This window comes from Parendozoicomonas sp. 209JJ7-1 (genome assembly GCF_058147085.1).
On sequence record NZ_JBYVJU010000013.1, the window covers coordinates 1 to 15,189 of the forward strand.

Sequence of the window (15,189 nt, forward strand, 5' to 3'; positions counted from 1 at the left end):
TAAAAAAGAACCCGGCAGCTGGGGGAAGCTCACCGGGCCAAGACCATAGGAGTGAAACATAGGTACACAATCCAAGTACCAGAGCCAGCCATTAATCACTTACGCTGACTCCACCAGTGTGACTGTAGGGGGACATCAATCACACTGACGACAGTAAGTATTGTTCAATTCCCTTTAAACGCCAGTTATTTATTAGATAGAAAATTTATAATGCAACCTTAAAAATAATATTAAACATCTGATAAAACGGTCAGTTTCCAGGGCCTGTTGAGGTTTTATGGTCGGATCAGTGGCTCTAAAAGCAGCCGGCGTTAGAAAGGCTTGTGAAAATCGTAGTTATGAAAGGCAACAAGCATTCCTGCAACACTGCGCACCTGTGCCCTATGGGTATAACCATAAAGGTACGGAGAGGCATGTTTATGAAACATCCGGGTTAAGCGGCAGCTTAAGTTAAAATGCGAAATTATATTGCAGGGCGAACAACTGTGCTGTGCCTTTTAAATCTGAAGCAGCTTTATCAAGAGTTATCTGCACACCGAGGGGAATGCCTACTGAGTCATCAATGTGAACTTTTTTTCCTTTCACATACATATAGGCGAAATCTATAGATTGTTGTTTGGTAAATGCCCAGGTAAATCCGCAGGCGTATATCTGGCGATCGCTGTCAGGAAGTCTGAAATTCCGGTGCTCGTTATAAACCGGAGAATTATCGTAGGATACTCCGGCCCTTAACATTAAGGAATCTGTGGCCTGGAAGGATGCCCCCAAGGCAAAACGCCAAACATCTTTCCACTGCTCTTGTACAAGAGGTGCAAGGGGAAGATCAATTTCTACTTTACGGAAGCTGGACCAACCTGTTCTGACCGCGCTTGCATGGAACCCGAAAGCCTCATTTACTTGATACAGCAGAGATAGATCCAGAAGGTCGGGCATGGGCATGATCACTGTTGTACGGGCATTCCAGTTAGGTTTGTGAAAATTTTTGACCACCGGAATATTGTTTTTCATAAAATCTTCAAAAGGCTCTCCATTCATGACTTCAGATTTGGCCTTATCCTGAAAACGCATTGTGAATTCAGGGCGATAGCTTATTCCCAAACGCATTTTCTCCGTGGCCTGCCAGATAACCCCGGCATTCCAACTGAATGCTATATCTGTTCCCTTAAGCTTCAGAAGGTTCTGGCTCTTATGGATAAGGGTGAATGTTTTGTTGAAAATGGTGAAAGTCGTGTCTTTATCCGCTGTGGAAGAGAAAATGGCCTGCCCGGTAGTAATACTGACACCTGCTCCGATACTTAAAGTGTCCGTCAGTTGGTATGAAAGTGATGGATTCAAGGTGAGGGTACGGACCTGGCTTTCTCTGGCAAGAGCGGTGACCCCTGACGCTATACCATAGGATGTGCCAATATCAAAGTTTGTGAAAAGGCCTATGCCGTAACGCAGGCGGATATCTTCTCCGGGGGTGACATAGAATATGCCAGGTATTATCGCTTCATCAATAACTTGTTTGGCACCATTGACTTTCTGTCCGTTTCTTTCAAGGTAAATATTGGGCTTGAGATAGATAAGGGCTCCGGTAAAGACGGGGTTATTGAGAAGGTTCATCCCAGCAGGATTTTCTGAAACAACAGCTGCGTCGGGAGCGATCGCAGCCAGTCCGGCCTGAGCCAGAGCCATACTGGCCGCACTGTGTTCATTGACAAGATAGCCAGATCCATAGACTGTCTGGCTCAGGCACAATACGCAGGCCAAACCAAGGGTGGAGCCTGACAGAAGTAATGCTTTCATGGACAGGCTCCATTTCTATGGGCAAGCCGGATTATTTACTCAACAGTGTGGCAGGGCAGGGGAAAGGCCCCCCTACCAGAGATGTGCTCCTTCAGTCAGTTGGCAGGCTGCTTCATGGCTGAAGACAATTCTGCCCAGGGTATCAGCCATCTGAGCCTTATGGGTGATAATATTGCTGCCTTCTTCAATCTTATTCGTGACCAGTATTTTGTGTACTGAGCCCATTGTTCTCCAGCCTGTTTTATTGGTGAGACTCAGGGGAATGCTATGGTGGGTAATCAGCTCGCCATTAACTTGAATAGCTTCATTAAAGTTGACGCTGACATAGGGGATAGTAGATGTACCGGAAGGCTCCATTTTTCCCTGACTTAACTTCATCTCACACATACTCAGGTTGAGATAACCATGAACATTGCGGCCAGATTTCAGTGATTTCATCACATCATCGTATGACGTGTGTTCATAGGGTTTGTCTGGAGTAATAGGATACTCGGGTATTCCATGCCGATGATGGTCACAGGGGGGAGTTATGGGGTATTCGGGTATTTCGTGACGGTGGCCACAGGGGGGGGTTATGGGGTATGCGGGAATTTCGTGACGGTGGTCACATGGAGGAGTAATAGGGTACTCAGGTATATCATGGCGATAATGGGCGGAAGCATACATAAAAAAACCGGAAGCCACGACAAATGAGGCGGCCAGAGCAGTGTACCGTAACATAAGAGTATCCAGGGTGACGAAAACTTGTAGTCGTTAAAGCGAGTGTCAGTGTAGGTATCCTGGAAATATCAGGCGTGTTTTTTTAATAAGATTATGCTTTAAAGGTGTAAAGTTTTAGTTATTAGAACAGAGCCTCAATAAGGTTGTTCTCTGTCGTCTGGAATCGTGACATCAAAAGGAAGGCCTTTGCGAAGGACAATCTGGCTGAAGTACAGGTTGATGGCCTGGGAGGTGTTCAGACCGAGCTGCTGGAGAATACTCTCAGCCTCCTCTTTCAGTTCTTCGCTGATACGTGCGCGAACGGTTGTTTCCTTAGGCATGTGTGCGTGTCTCCTGGATGCTGTTTACGACGGTGTGCCTGTTCCTGATGTATTCTGCCAGTTCTCTCAGGTATATCTGGTTTATGTTGATGAGTTAAGCTAAGTGGAATGGGTAAGGCAGGATAATAGGGAGAGCAGGGTGGATGGCATCCGAAGACCCGCAGGTCTCCGGGATATGCCAGTACACCTTACTTTACATTCTTTATTTGCTGCTTGAGTTTTTCTACCATTTTCTTGCCCTTGGGGCTGAGAGACAGGCGGAAATACCGGCCATCATCTTCATGCTGCTGCTTTTTCAGCAGGCCGAGTCCGGGACGGTCATGTCGACCTTCGCCAAGGCGTTTTACGCTGACGGCTATATCACTGGGCGTGCCGCATACGAGTTTGCCGTCGTTCACGAGATCAGTAATGGTTTCACCGGGATTTTCAGCCACTACCAGCAGGATCTGCCACTGGATAATGGTAAGTGAGTGGGCTTGCAAGATACCTGTCAGTTTTATCAGGCCTTTAAGAGTCATAAGCGTGTCCTCTGGTTTTATAGTCGTCTTCCAATGACGCCTCAGCACGATTGGTATAAAACAGCCCATACGACACGGCTAATACCTTTTCTCTTTGTATAATACGGTGCAATCAAAAAACAACATAATATTACCGTCACTAAATATTAGACAGAGTCTATCCAAAATTGCAAATGACAGACATCTGTAATCTGTTATCAGTCGTATAAATAGAGGTAATATTGCGTAAAATATATTCGCATAATGTATATTATGTTAAATCAATTCTTTATAGATAAATCTGCGGTTCCGGGCAGGAGCAATAATTCTGTTAATATCTCCCTGCTCTTACCCTGGTAAGTGCAGGCACTTATGCGGGCCGTGGCCTGAACAGCAGGACTTCGGAATGGTTCTGCTGTTTCACTTCCGTCAGTTCCCGGTATCCCATTTGCTGAAAAAACGGCAGCAGAGTCCTGTCGTTCAGGGAGACCCCGCTGCCCCTGGAATTTTGATCAAGATCACACAGATCGTGGACGGCTTCCAGCAATTTGCGACCATGACCCTGTTCCCTGAATTCCGGATGCACGCCAACCAAAGGCAGGATATAGCACCGCCCTTTCGGCAGTGCCTTCCTGATATTCTTGTGGTAGGCGAGATAGTTGTCGGTACATCTGTACCCAATGGAAAGAATCATACGGCAGCGCCAGAGCATTTTACTGGTCATGTCATCCGCAACTTCATTACTGTTTACAAATGCCACGCCGGCCAGTCGCTCACCGGCCAGTAACCCGATCACGGGCATATTTTCTGAGAAATAACTGCTGGCCAGCTCCCGGGTGCAGCCCCGGATACGCTGGGAATACCCCCGTCGTTCAGATTCCAGCAATTGCTGGAACATAGGATCTTCATGGTAAGTGTGAAAAAGCAGAGAACGAATCTGCCGGCTCCAGGAGGCATCCATGTAGCGGGTGGAGATTGCCTGGGGAGTAGTACCCAAATCCAGTGTTGCAGTGGTCATAGCATGCTGCCGTTATTGTTATTTTTATTATTCGGCCACCAAACAGACAAAAACGTATCTGGTGTTTCTAAAACGTATCATGGGATGGTATCTGAGGTAAGCCCTGTCACAGGATATTGTTGAATAAGAGTACGCTCTGCTGTTCAATTCAATCTGTTCCACTTACAGATTCGGTACTGATACCTCTACAAAATGAAAATTATATCGTTCAACGCCAACAGTATTCGCACTCGACTGCATCAGCTTGAAGCTATTATTGAATCTCACCAGCCCGAAGTTATAGGAATTCAGGAAACAAAGGTGGCTGATCCTGAATTCCCTGTGAAAGCTGTTGAAACCCTGGGTTACCACGCCACTTACCATGGTCAGAAAACCCATTATGGTGTGGCCACTCTCACTAAAGAGAAGCCCCTTGCGGTTCAAAAGGCCTTTCCCGGTGAGGAAGAAGATGCCCAGCGCCGTATGGTTATTGTGGATCTGCCCTGGAACGGACAGGTTCTGAAAGTCATCAATGGTTATTTTCCCCAAGGAGAAAGCCGGGATCATCCTGAAAAGTTTCCCAATAAGAAGCGTTTCTACGAAAATCTACAACAATATCTTGAAGAGTCCTGCAGTCCTGACCAGCCGGTAGTCGTGCTCGGTGACTTTAATATTTCCCCAGAAGATGCAGATATAGGCATAGGCGCAGATAATGCCAAACGGTGGTTGCGCACGGGAAAATGCAGTTTTCTACCGGAGGAGCGTGAATGGTACCAACGCTTGCTGGGGTGGGGGCTGACGGATACTTATCGCCATATTTATCCCGACAGTAATGATCTGTTCAGCTGGTTTGATTATCGTTCAAAAGGTTTTGACCGTGAACCCAAACGGGGGCTGAGAATCGACCATATTCTGGTAACCCAGCCTTTGTTGGAGAACTGTAAAGCCGCAGGCGTGGATTACGCTGTGCGGGGCATGGACAAACCATCAGATCACGCCCCTATCTGGGCAGAACTCTAACCACCCTTCTCTTTCGATTGATCTTGTCTATATTTCTAAATCCGGCTTTTGCCGGGTTTTCTTTTCTATGGTATTGGCTCTATGGTGTTGGCTGTTTTTTTCCTTTAGCTTATAAACGAAGCGAATCAAAACATTGAACGAATAATTAATAATAAGAGCGCTTCCCAACCCTTTCGGGAGAATAACCAATGCGTTCATTAAATTTCGGGCTCGGGGAAACCCTTGAGATGTTCCGGGAACAGGTTCACCAGTTTTCTCAGGCAGAAATCGCCCCAAGAGCGGCGAAGATTGATAAAGACAACCGTTTCCCTATGGATCTGTGGAAGAAGTTTGGGGATATGGGGCTTCTGGGTATCACTGTGCCGGAAGAATTTGGTGGTCTTGGGCTTGGCTATCTCGCCCATGCTGTGGTCATGGAAGAGGTCAGTCGTGCATCAGCCTCTGTTGCCCTCAGTTATGGTGCCCACTCCAACCTCTGCGTAAACCAGATTCGTCTGAATGGTACTGAATCCCAGAAGCGGAAATACCTGCCAGACCTTATCAGTGGCGAGAAAGTTGGCGCCCTCGCCATGAGTGAAACCGGTGCCGGCTCTGATGTTGTGGGTATGAGTCTGCGAGCGGAAGACAAAGGTGACCACTTTCTCTTGAATGGCAGCAAAATGTGGATCACTAATGGTCCCGATGCCCACACCTATGTGATTTACGGTAAAACGTCTTCAGATAAAAAAGCCCACGGCATCACCGCTTTTCTGGTGGAACGGGATTTTCCCGGATTCTCCCGCTCCCCCCACCTCGACAAGCTTGGTATGCGGGGCTCCAACACCTGTGAACTGGTATTTGAGAACACACCTGTTCCCCGGGAGAATATTCTCGGGGAGCAGGATAAGGGCGTAAAAGTTCTGATGAGCGGCCTGGATTACGAGCGTGTCGTTCTTTCCGCCGGGCCAACAGGCATTATGCAGGCCTGTCTGGATGCTGTATTGCCTTATGTTCACGATCGTAAACAGTTTGGCCAGTCCATTGGCGAATTCCAGCTGGTGCAGGGGAAGCTGGCGGATATGTACAGCACTGCCAGTGCATGCCGGTCCTATCTCTATACCGTGGCCAGGGCCTGTGACGAAGGGGGCGCCACCCGGAAAGACGCCGCCGGTGTGATTCTTTATTGCGCTGAAAAAGCCACCCAGATGGCTCTGGATGCCATCCAGTTATTAGGCGGCAATGGTTATACCAGTGATTACCCTGTAGGCCGCCTGTTGCGGGATGCCAAGCTGTACGAAATTGGTGCCGGTACATCGGAGATTCGTCGTATGCTGATCGGACGTGAGCTTTTTGCGGAAGAGTCTCGGTAAAAGTAATAGGAAAACAATAAGATATGCCTGTTATTTCAAGTTCAGTAAAAACAGCGGATCCTGAATATGCAGCCAACCAGAAGGCGATGGCGGATCTGGTAAAAACTATCAATACACTGTCTGACAGTATTCTTTCCGGTGGCCCGGAAGCGGCCTGCAGGCGTCACCAGGAAAGGGGCAAGCTGTTACCCCGGGAACGTATCAGCGCCTTGCTTGACGCTGGTTCTCCTTTTCTGGAGATTGGCCGGTTTGCGGCTTACGACGTTTACGGTGAGGATGTACCCTGTGCCGGTGTGGTGGCGGGCATTGGCCTGGTATCCGGTCGCTTGTGCATGATCGTGGCGAATGATGCTACGGTGAAAGGTGGTTCCTATTACCCCCTGACAGTGAAAAAACACCTGCGGGCCCAGACCATCGCCAGGGAGAACCGTCTGCCTTGCCTGTATCTGGTGGATTCCGGTGGTGCCAACCTTCCCCGGCAGGATGAGGTTTTCCCAGACCGGGAACACTTCGGGCGGATTTTCTTTAACCAGGCCAATATGTCGGCTATGGGCATAGCCCAGATTGCTGTGGTGATGGGTTCCTGTACGGCGGGAGGCGCTTATGTTCCCGCTATGGCCGATGAAAGCATTATTGTCCGTGATCAGGGCACAATATTTCTGGCGGGGCCGCCGTTGGTCAAAGCGGCCACGGGGGAAAAAGTGTCCGCCGAGGAGCTTGGTGGTGCAGATGTCCATGGCCGTATATCCGGTGTGGTGGACCATATCGCTGAGGATGACCACCACGCCCTGCAATTGGCCAGGCAGGCTGTCGCACGTTTGAACAGCCTTTATTCGGATGCTCCCAACCATTTTTTTAACAAAAGGCCGTCACGGCCCCCTGTGCTGGACAGGCATGAGCTGTCCGGTGTTGTCCCCGCAAGTTTAAAGATCCCCTACGATGTGCGGGAGGTTATTGGCCGTATTATTGATGGTTCGGAGTTTGATGAGTTTAAAGCCGCTTTTGGCCAGACCCTGGTATGTGGTTTTGCGGAGATTCATGGTTATCCGATAGGTATTCTGGCCAATAATGGCATTCTGTTTTCGGAATCTTCCCAGAAAGGCGCACACTTTATTGAACTATGCTGCCAACGAAAAATTCCCCTGGTGTTTTTGCAGAATATTACCGGTTTTATGGTGGGTGCCCGCTATGAAGCTGGGGGGATAGCCAAACATGGCGCGAAACTGGTAAACGCCGTGGCCTGCGCCGCAGTGCCAAAATTGACAGTGATTATTGGCGGAAGCTTTGGTGCGGGGAATTACGGTATGTGTGGTCGCTCTTATGATCCCCGTTTCCTATGGAGCTGGCCCAATGCCCGTATCTCGGTGATGGGTGGAGAGCAGGCGGCTGGCGTTCTGGCCATGGTGCGGGAGGCATCCCGAAAGAAGAAGGGTCTGGACTGGAGCGAAGAAGAGAAAGAGCAGTTCCGCGCAGGCGTTGTAGACGACTATGATCGTATGGGAAGCCCTTTCTACGGCAGTGCCCGGCTATGGGACGATGGCATTATCGATCCTGCGGATACCAGAGACGTTCTGGGGCTGGGCCTGGCTGTGGCCCTGAATGCCCCGGTTTCAGAGACACGCTTTGGCGTTTTTCGTATGTAAGCTAGCCTGAGTGGATAAGTCGGTCATGACAAACAAAACAAAAGAAATCAGAAAAATAACCAGGCTGCTGGTTGCCAACCGCGGTGAGATTGCCTGCCGGATACTTCGAACAGCGAAAAAACTGGGGATGGAAACAGCTGTCGTCTGCTCCGAGCCTGACCGTTTAAGCCTTGCAGCGGAAATAGCTGATGCTGCTCTGGTTATAGGTCCTGCCAATGCCGCGGCCAGTTACCTGAATCAGAAAGCCGTTCTTGAAGCGGCTGTTTGCTGGGGGGCGGATGCTATTCACCCCGGATATGGTTTTCTTTCAGAGAATGCGGCATTTGCCAGGGCGGTTGAGCAGGCAGGTATTACCTTTATCGGGCCATCGCCCAGCGCTATGGAGGCTATGGCCTCAAAGAGCGAAGCGAAAAATTTAATGGAAGGGGCCGGTGTGCCTGTACTGCCGGGCTATCATGGAGAGCGACAGGATGACGTCCTGCTTGACCAGGCAGCCGCTGATATTGGTTATCCGGTGATGTTAAAGGCCGCTGCCGGTGGCGGTGGTAAAGGGATGCGTATTGTTGAATCACCGGAGGCCTTTTCGGAGGCTCTCGCTGCGGCACGCCGTGAAGCCCAGAGTAGTTTTGGTGACCAGGTTATGCTGGTTGAGAAGTACCTCGAGAATCCCCGTCATATAGAAGTACAGATATTTTTTGATCAACAGGGACAAGGTGTCTATCTGTTTGACAGGGACTGTTCTATCCAGCGGCGGCATCAGAAAGTGATAGAGGAAGCTCCGGCTCCCGGACTGTCAGACGATGTGCGCAGGGCTATGGGTGAAGCGGCTCTGGCGGCCGGGCGAGCCATTGGCTATGTCGGAGCTGGTACGGTGGAGTTTCTACTGGATAGCTCCGAAGAAAAAACGAAAGCCGGCAGCTTCTATTTTATGGAGATGAATACCCGCCTGCAGGTTGAGCACCCGGTTACGGAAATGATCACAGACCAGGATCTGGTGGAATGGCAGATTCGTGTGGCTGAAGGTAATTCCCTGCCCTGCTCCCAGAATGAACTGCTGTGCAGTGGCCATGCTCTGGAGGCGCGTTTGTATGCGGAAGACCCGAAGAGAGGGTTTCTTCCTTCAACAGGTTGTGTATCTATATTGCGCTGGCCTGAATTGCAGCCCTGGCTAAGGATTGAAACCGGCGTGCGGGAAGGCGATGCCATTACCTCCTGGTATGACCCGATGATCGCTAAGCTTGTTGTTTGGGGCCATGATCGCTCCCAGGCCGTTAAGCGTCTTACAATAGCTTTGCAGAAAACAATCATTTGCGGTCCGGTCACTAACCGGGATTTTCTCCTGTCGGCTGTCTCCCATCACGCATTTATCGAAGAGCGACCTGATACTGGTTTTATTTCTTCTTTTCAGGAGGAATTGTTTCGACAGCGCGATATGGATATCTGCCTGGCCCTGGGGGCCGCAACTGCGGGTACACGGCCATCCTCCGTGCTGGATGGAAATCCCTGGCATGCCTTGTCCGGCTGGCGTCTTCTTGGGCAGCAGCAGTGGTATGGTTGCTGGCAGGTGGGCGATACTGAATATACGGTCACTGTCAGCTGCCATAACGGACACTGGAAGATTCAGGTGAATAGCCTGTCGATAATGGCTGATAACCTTGCCCTGCTGGATGGCCAGGTTGAAATTTCCTGTGACGGAGAGGTTCATAAAATTCGTCTTTGTTATGACCCTGACGGTGTCGTGACCGCTGTCTCAGACCGGCTCACCCTTCCCCTTCTACGCCCGGATTACTCCATTTCGGCTATAGCTGACCATGGGCTTGTCGCCCCCATGAATGGGCGTGTTGTCGATGTTATGGTGCGTTCAGGGCAGGAGGTGAGTGAAGGTGACCCTCTACTGGTGCTGGAGGCTATGAAGATGGAGCAGACTATTCGAGCGCCCAAAGCCGGAATTATTGAAACCGTGCTGTGCCAGAGTAGCAGCCTGGTTCAGGAGGGAGAAGAACTGATAGCGTTCCGGGAGAATGAGTCATGAGCTTGCCGGAAACGGTGACCCTGGTGGAAGTTGGCCCCCGGGATGGTCTGCAGGGCCAGCAGAGGATTCTGACTGTTGACCAGAGGGTCAGCCTGATTCAGGCCCTCGGGAATGCAGGTCTGCGCCGGATAGAAGCCGGCAGCTTTGTTTCTCCCAAATGGATTCCGGCTATGGCAGACAGTGACAGAGTTTTGCGGAAGCTTCCGGTTTCAGGTGCCCGTTACTGTGTTTTGACGCCTAACCTCCAGGGGCTGGAGCATGCGCTTCAGTCTGGAGCGAAAGAAGTCGCGGTATTTACAGGGGCTTCGGAAACCTTTACCCAGAAAAATATTCATTGCTCGATTGCGGAGAGCCTGCAACGGTTTCAGCCGGTTATTGATAAGGCTATTGAAAAAGGCGTACGGGTACGGGGGTATTTGTCCTGTGTAATGGGATGCCCCTATGAGGGAGAGGTGTCTCTGGATACTGTTACCGGGCTTAGCCGTGATCTACACCAGATGGGGTGTTATGAAATATCCCTTGGGGACACTATCGGTGTAGGTCATCCCCTGCGAGTGGGGCGAATGATTGACAGGATTGTTCCTCATATTCCTGTATCAGCCCTGGCGGTGCATTTCCACGATACCTATGGCCAGGCTCTGGTTAATATTTACCGGGCCATGGAAGCTGGTGTATCAGTAATAGACTGCGCGGTGGCCGGGCTGGGTGGCTGTCCTTATGCCAAAGGGGCCTCGGGAAATGTGGCCACTGAAGATGTGCTGTTTATGTTAAATGGCCTGGAAATTAACACTGGTGTGGATATGGATCGGTTGCTGGATGTCAGCCGTATGGTTCAGGAACAACTGGGCTATCCCTGTTTTTCCAGAACGGCCAAAGCTCTGCTGGCTGGTAAAGGATGAATTATGTCGCTAAAAATGCAGGGAAAAGCCAAAGAGCAAGCCAAAGAAAAAGCACTTTGGCAGCCTTTGCCGGAACAGATGGAACAAACAGCTCTCTGGCGATTCATGCAATTGGTCAGATCCCGTTGCCAGACTTCCATTGATAATTACCAGCAATTGCATCGCTGGAGCTGTGAACATCGACAGGAGTTCTGGCCTTTGCTGGCGGAATTTCTTGATATCCCCCTTTCCGGTTATTCGACAGTGGTCGATGAAAACCATGGAATGTTCTCTGCTCAATGGTTTCCTGAAGCCCGAATAAACTACGCAGAACGCGCTCTTTTTTATAAAGGAAATCAAAAGGCTATTATCTTTTGTTGTGAAAATGGATTAAGACGGGAGTTGAGCAGGGAACAGCTTCGCGCACTTGTTGGCCGGGCTGCCAATGGATTAAACCGGGCAGGAATTAGAACAGGCGACAGAATCGTGGGTTTTCTGCCCAATATTCCCGAAGCGGTTGTGATGATGCTGGCCTGCGCAAGTATTGGGGCTGTCTGGTCATCCTGCTCCCCGGATTTTGGAACCCAGGGCGTTCTTGATCGTTTCGGACAGATAGAGCCCCGTATCCTGGTGGCCGCTGACAGTTATATATACAACGGAAAACAGCGTAACTACCGGGAGAGAGTTATTGAACTGGCGGATACCATAGAATCGATTGAACAGGTTGTAATGGTCCCTTTTTCTGACCAGCCTGTGTCCGTTGAGGGCATTCCCGGCGGAATATTGTTTGAGGACTTTCTCCATAACGATAATACCCTGACCTTTACTCCCCTGCCCTTTGATCATCCGCTTTATATTCTTTACTCCTCCGGAACCACAGGTGTTCCCAAGTGTATTGTCCATGGGCACGGTGGAACCCTGCTTCAACATGGTAAAGAGCTGGTGTTGCACACCGGCTTAACCCCGGCAGACCGGCTGTTTTATTTCACCACCTGTGGCTGGATGATGTGGAACTGGCTGGTATCAGGACTGATGGCCGGCGCGGCCATCGTTCTCTACGACGGTTCTCCTTTTTCCCCTTCACCAGAGGTGTTGTGGAAAATGGCAGAGCGGGAACAGGTGACGGTATTTGGCACAAGCGCCCGTTATCTCGGAGCCTTGGAGAAGTCAGGCTACCAGCCTGCAAACGAGTGCGCCCTGCCCTGCCTGAGGGCGATTTTGTCTACTGGATCGCCACTGCCTCCTGAAAGTTTTGATTTTGTGTACCGTGCCATTGGGAAAAAATTAATGCTCTCGTCCATATCCGGTGGTACGGATATTGTTTCCTGCTTTGCCCTGGGTAACCCTATGAAGCCGGTTTACCGGGGACAGTTACAGTGTATTGGTCTGGGGATGGATGTGGCGTTTTTCAATGATCAGGGGCAGGAAGTTATTGGAGAGTCGGGAGAGCTGGCTTGCCGGAAAAGTTTTCCCAGTCGTCCGGTGATGTTCTGGAATGACCCGGATAACCAGCGCTACCGAAAAGCTTACTACTCACGCTTTCCCGGTATCTGGGCCCATGGGGATTACGGGGAGTTAACCCCGGAAGGTGGCGTGAAAATTTACGGTCGTTCTGATACCGTTCTTAATCCCGGCGGTGTGCGTATAGGTACGGCAGAAATTTACCGGCAGGTAGAAAAAGTTGAGCAGGTACTGGAATCTCTGGCCGTCGGTCATCGTATTCCCGGAGATGAAAGGATTGTTCTGTTTGTCTGTCTGCGTGATCAGGAAGTTTTAACGGACGCCCTGAAAAGCGAAATTTGCGCAACCATTCGGAAGCATGCTACGCCACGTCATGTTCCGGCTGTTGTTATACAGGCCCCAGATCTTCCTCGAACCGTTAGCGGCAAGCTGGCGGAACTGGCGGTAAAAGCGCTGATCCATGGTGAGTCCGTTTCTAATGCTGATGCCCTGGCCAACCCGGAATCCCTCGGTTTCTTCCGTTCCCTTGAGCAGCAACTGCAGGTATGATTTTCCTTGTAATTCAATAAATAATGCTGGTTTATTCCTGTAATTTTATGTTTGAGAAGGTGTTCTGCGGGTTTCATGATTTTATGGTTAGACGAGCATGATCCGGTTTTCCCCCCTGCAGAGCTGGCTCTGCGGGAGCCCGATGGTCTGTTGTGCGCCGGTGGTAACCTGGAGCTGGAAACACTAAAGAGCGCATACGGCCAAGGGATATTTCCCTGGTTTAGTGAGGAACAGAAAATACTCTGGTGGTCACCGGACCCCCGTATGGTGCTGACTCCCAACACTCTGCATATTTCCCGTAGTCTTGCCAAAGTGATCAAGCGTTCCGTTGGACAGGTTACGGCAAACCATTGTTTTTCAGAGGTGATTCAGGCATGCGCGGATGTTCCCCGCTATGATCAGGATGGTACTTGGATTACCAGTGAAATGCAGGAAGCCTATTGTGCACTTCACCAGGCGGGTTATGCCCATTCGGTTGAAATCTGGAATGACAAGGGTGAACTGGCTGGTGGTTTGTATGGCGTAGCCCTTGGTCGGGTGTTTTTTGGGGAATCCATGTTCAGTTACCAGAGTAATGCTTCCAAACTGGCGCTGGCGGGATTAATGGCTTCCGGCTGTTATGATCTGGTGGACTGCCAGGTTCACACACCACATCTGGAAAGTCTGGGGGCGAGGCTGCAACCCCGTTCTCTGTTTCTAAAGCGGGTCAGGGACTTATCTGCCGGCCAACAACAACGATTGGATATTCCTACAGAGGCTGACCAATGGCTCAACAGGAACGGTTGATAAAGCTCTATGAGACGGGTATTCACCCCTGCAGCTATCTGCCCGGTGAAAAAGCATCAACACAGTTTATTGATCCTCGACTGCTGGTGGATGCCTCCCTGGCGGAATATTTTTCCGAGCTGGGTTTTCGACGTAGCGGTATGCATACCTATCGGCCCCACTGCCTGGGGTGTTCCGCCTGTATTTCCCTGAGGGTGCGGGTTGAAGACTTCAAACCAAACAGAACCCAGAGAAAAATTCTGAACCGCAATGCTGATCTTCAATTGGTGTTAACAAGGCCTGAGGTGACCCTGGAGAACTACCGTCTTTACCGCCGTTATATCAATATCCGGCATAAAGATGGTGATATGTTTCCTCCGTCTGCGAAGCAGTTTAATGAGTTTCTTGGAGTTGATACGGGATACACCCATTTCTGGAATTTCCGTAAGGATGGAAGACTGCTGGGTGTAGCAGTTACTGACCATTTGCCAGGCTCCCTGTCTGCGGTTTACAGTTTTTTCTGCCCGGATAGTGTTAAGCGCAGTCTGGGCGTCTATTTTGTGCTGCGACAGATTATGGCAGCCCGAGAGGCTAAGCTTCCCTACCTGTATATGGGGTACTGGATCAAGAACTGCCGAAAGATGAGTTATAAAACTGGTTTCCCATCCCAGGAAATTCTCGATAACGGTGTGTGGAGAGAGTTAATCCCCTGAGGCATTCTTTGCCAATTGTCCGGATTTCGTGCAGAATGCACGCCAAATTTCTTTGTAGTCCTGGTTCGACTGATTTTTAGAGCCATATCAGCAGTATTTATTTAAGTCTTATTATTTCTGTGCAATGAGGTAGGAGCCGAATGGCGAAAGAAGAGTCTATTGAAATGGAAGGCGTGGTTGTTGACACTCTTCCTAACACCATGTTCCGTGTTGAGCTGGAAAACGGACACGTAGTGACCGCCCATATTTCCGGCAAAATGCGCAAGAACTACATCCGCATTCTGACTGGTGACAAGGTTCGTGTGGAGCTGACGCCCTACGACCTGAACAAGGCTCGTATTGTTTACCGCGCCCGATAAGTTTACTGCCTGCGGTTCGTCACTCGAATCTGCTGTTATTGCGCTTATCACCGGTAAATCGGCTGAAAAAAACGGGAGGTTTTATGCCTCCCGTTTTA

General features: G+C 50.1%; 14 protein-coding genes. 9 read left to right on the forward strand and 5 right to left on the reverse strand.

All coding sequences use genetic code 11. The annotated features are described in order from the left end of the window. Nucleotides 1-450: 450 nt before the first annotated feature. From ACY2RQ_RS13505 to ACY2RQ_RS13525, 5 genes are all read right to left on the reverse strand, one after another. Nucleotides 451-1,788 (reverse strand): OmpP1/FadL family transporter, encoded by a 1,338-nt coding sequence (locus tag ACY2RQ_RS13505; RefSeq protein WP_490113515.1) that lies wholly within the window; start codon nucleotides 1,786-1,788, stop codon nucleotides 451-453. Between the two features lie 72 nt (nucleotides 1,789-1,860). Continuing rightward, nucleotides 1,861-2,508, reverse strand: a complete 648-nt coding sequence (locus ACY2RQ_RS13510; protein WP_490113516.1) for a hypothetical protein — start codon at nucleotides 2,506-2,508, stop codon at nucleotides 1,861-1,863. Between the two features lie 134 nt (nucleotides 2,509-2,642). Next, a complete protein-coding gene (locus ACY2RQ_RS13515; protein ID WP_490113517.1) occupies nucleotides 2,643-2,828 on the reverse strand; it encodes a type II toxin-antitoxin system RelB/DinJ family antitoxin in 186 nt (61 codons plus the stop codon). Nucleotides 2,829-3,016: 188 nt separating this feature from the next. Then, on the reverse strand, nucleotides 3,017-3,346 hold the full coding sequence (locus ACY2RQ_RS13520) for a MarR family winged helix-turn-helix transcriptional regulator (protein WP_490113518.1): 330 nt from the start codon (nucleotides 3,344-3,346) through the stop codon (nucleotides 3,017-3,019). 349 nt (nucleotides 3,347-3,695) lie between these two features. Then, nucleotides 3,696-4,343 carry a GNAT family N-acetyltransferase gene (locus ACY2RQ_RS13525; protein WP_490113519.1) on the reverse strand — a complete coding sequence of 216 codons (648 nt, stop codon included), beginning with the start codon at nucleotides 4,341-4,343 and terminating at the stop codon, nucleotides 3,696-3,698. Nucleotides 4,344-4,535: 192 nt separating this feature from the next. Between ACY2RQ_RS13525 and xthA the strand changes: the two genes are divergently transcribed. The 9 genes from xthA (at nucleotide 4,536) to infA (ending at nucleotide 15,091) form a co-directional block, all read left to right on the forward strand. Next, nucleotides 4,536-5,342, forward strand: a complete 807-nt coding sequence (xthA, locus tag ACY2RQ_RS13530) for an exodeoxyribonuclease III (protein WP_490113520.1) — start codon at nucleotides 4,536-4,538, stop codon at nucleotides 5,340-5,342. A gap of 188 nt (nucleotides 5,343-5,530) precedes the next feature. After that, complete coding sequence (locus ACY2RQ_RS13535) at nucleotides 5,531-6,691, forward strand: isovaleryl-CoA dehydrogenase (RefSeq protein WP_490113521.1); 1,161 nt, start codon at nucleotides 5,531-5,533, stop codon at nucleotides 6,689-6,691. A gap of 23 nt (nucleotides 6,692-6,714) precedes the next feature. Further along, nucleotides 6,715-8,334, forward strand: coding sequence for a carboxyl transferase domain-containing protein (locus tag ACY2RQ_RS13540; RefSeq protein ID WP_490113522.1), 1,620 nt, complete (start codon nucleotides 6,715-6,717; stop codon nucleotides 8,332-8,334). A gap of 25 nt (nucleotides 8,335-8,359) precedes the next feature. Next, entirely contained in the window at nucleotides 8,360-10,366 is a 2,007-nt protein-coding gene (locus ACY2RQ_RS13545) for an acetyl/propionyl/methylcrotonyl-CoA carboxylase subunit alpha (protein ID WP_490113523.1), read from the forward strand. Further along, on the forward strand, nucleotides 10,363-11,265 hold the full coding sequence (locus ACY2RQ_RS13550) for a hydroxymethylglutaryl-CoA lyase (RefSeq protein WP_490113524.1): 903 nt from the start codon (nucleotides 10,363-10,365) through the stop codon (nucleotides 11,263-11,265). The genes ACY2RQ_RS13545 and ACY2RQ_RS13550 overlap by 4 nt, the downstream gene beginning before the upstream one ends. Nucleotides 11,266-11,268: 3 nt before the next feature. Continuing rightward, on the forward strand, nucleotides 11,269-13,254 hold the full coding sequence (locus ACY2RQ_RS13555) for an acetoacetate--CoA ligase (protein ID WP_490113525.1): 1,986 nt from the start codon (nucleotides 11,269-11,271) through the stop codon (nucleotides 13,252-13,254). Between the two features lie 75 nt (nucleotides 13,255-13,329). After that, nucleotides 13,330-14,040, forward strand: coding sequence for a leucyl/phenylalanyl-tRNA--protein transferase (aat, locus tag ACY2RQ_RS13560; protein WP_490113526.1), 711 nt, complete (start codon nucleotides 13,330-13,332; stop codon nucleotides 14,038-14,040). After that, entirely contained in the window at nucleotides 14,019-14,732 is a 714-nt protein-coding gene (locus ACY2RQ_RS13565; protein ID WP_490113527.1) for an arginyltransferase, read from the forward strand. Before aat ends, ACY2RQ_RS13565 begins: the two co-directional genes overlap by 22 nt. Nucleotides 14,733-14,872: 140 nt before the next feature. Next, on the forward strand, nucleotides 14,873-15,091 hold the full coding sequence (gene infA / locus ACY2RQ_RS13570; RefSeq protein ID WP_155159927.1) for a translation initiation factor IF-1: 219 nt from the start codon (nucleotides 14,873-14,875) through the stop codon (nucleotides 15,089-15,091). The last annotated feature ends 98 nt before the right edge of the window (nucleotides 15,092-15,189 follow it).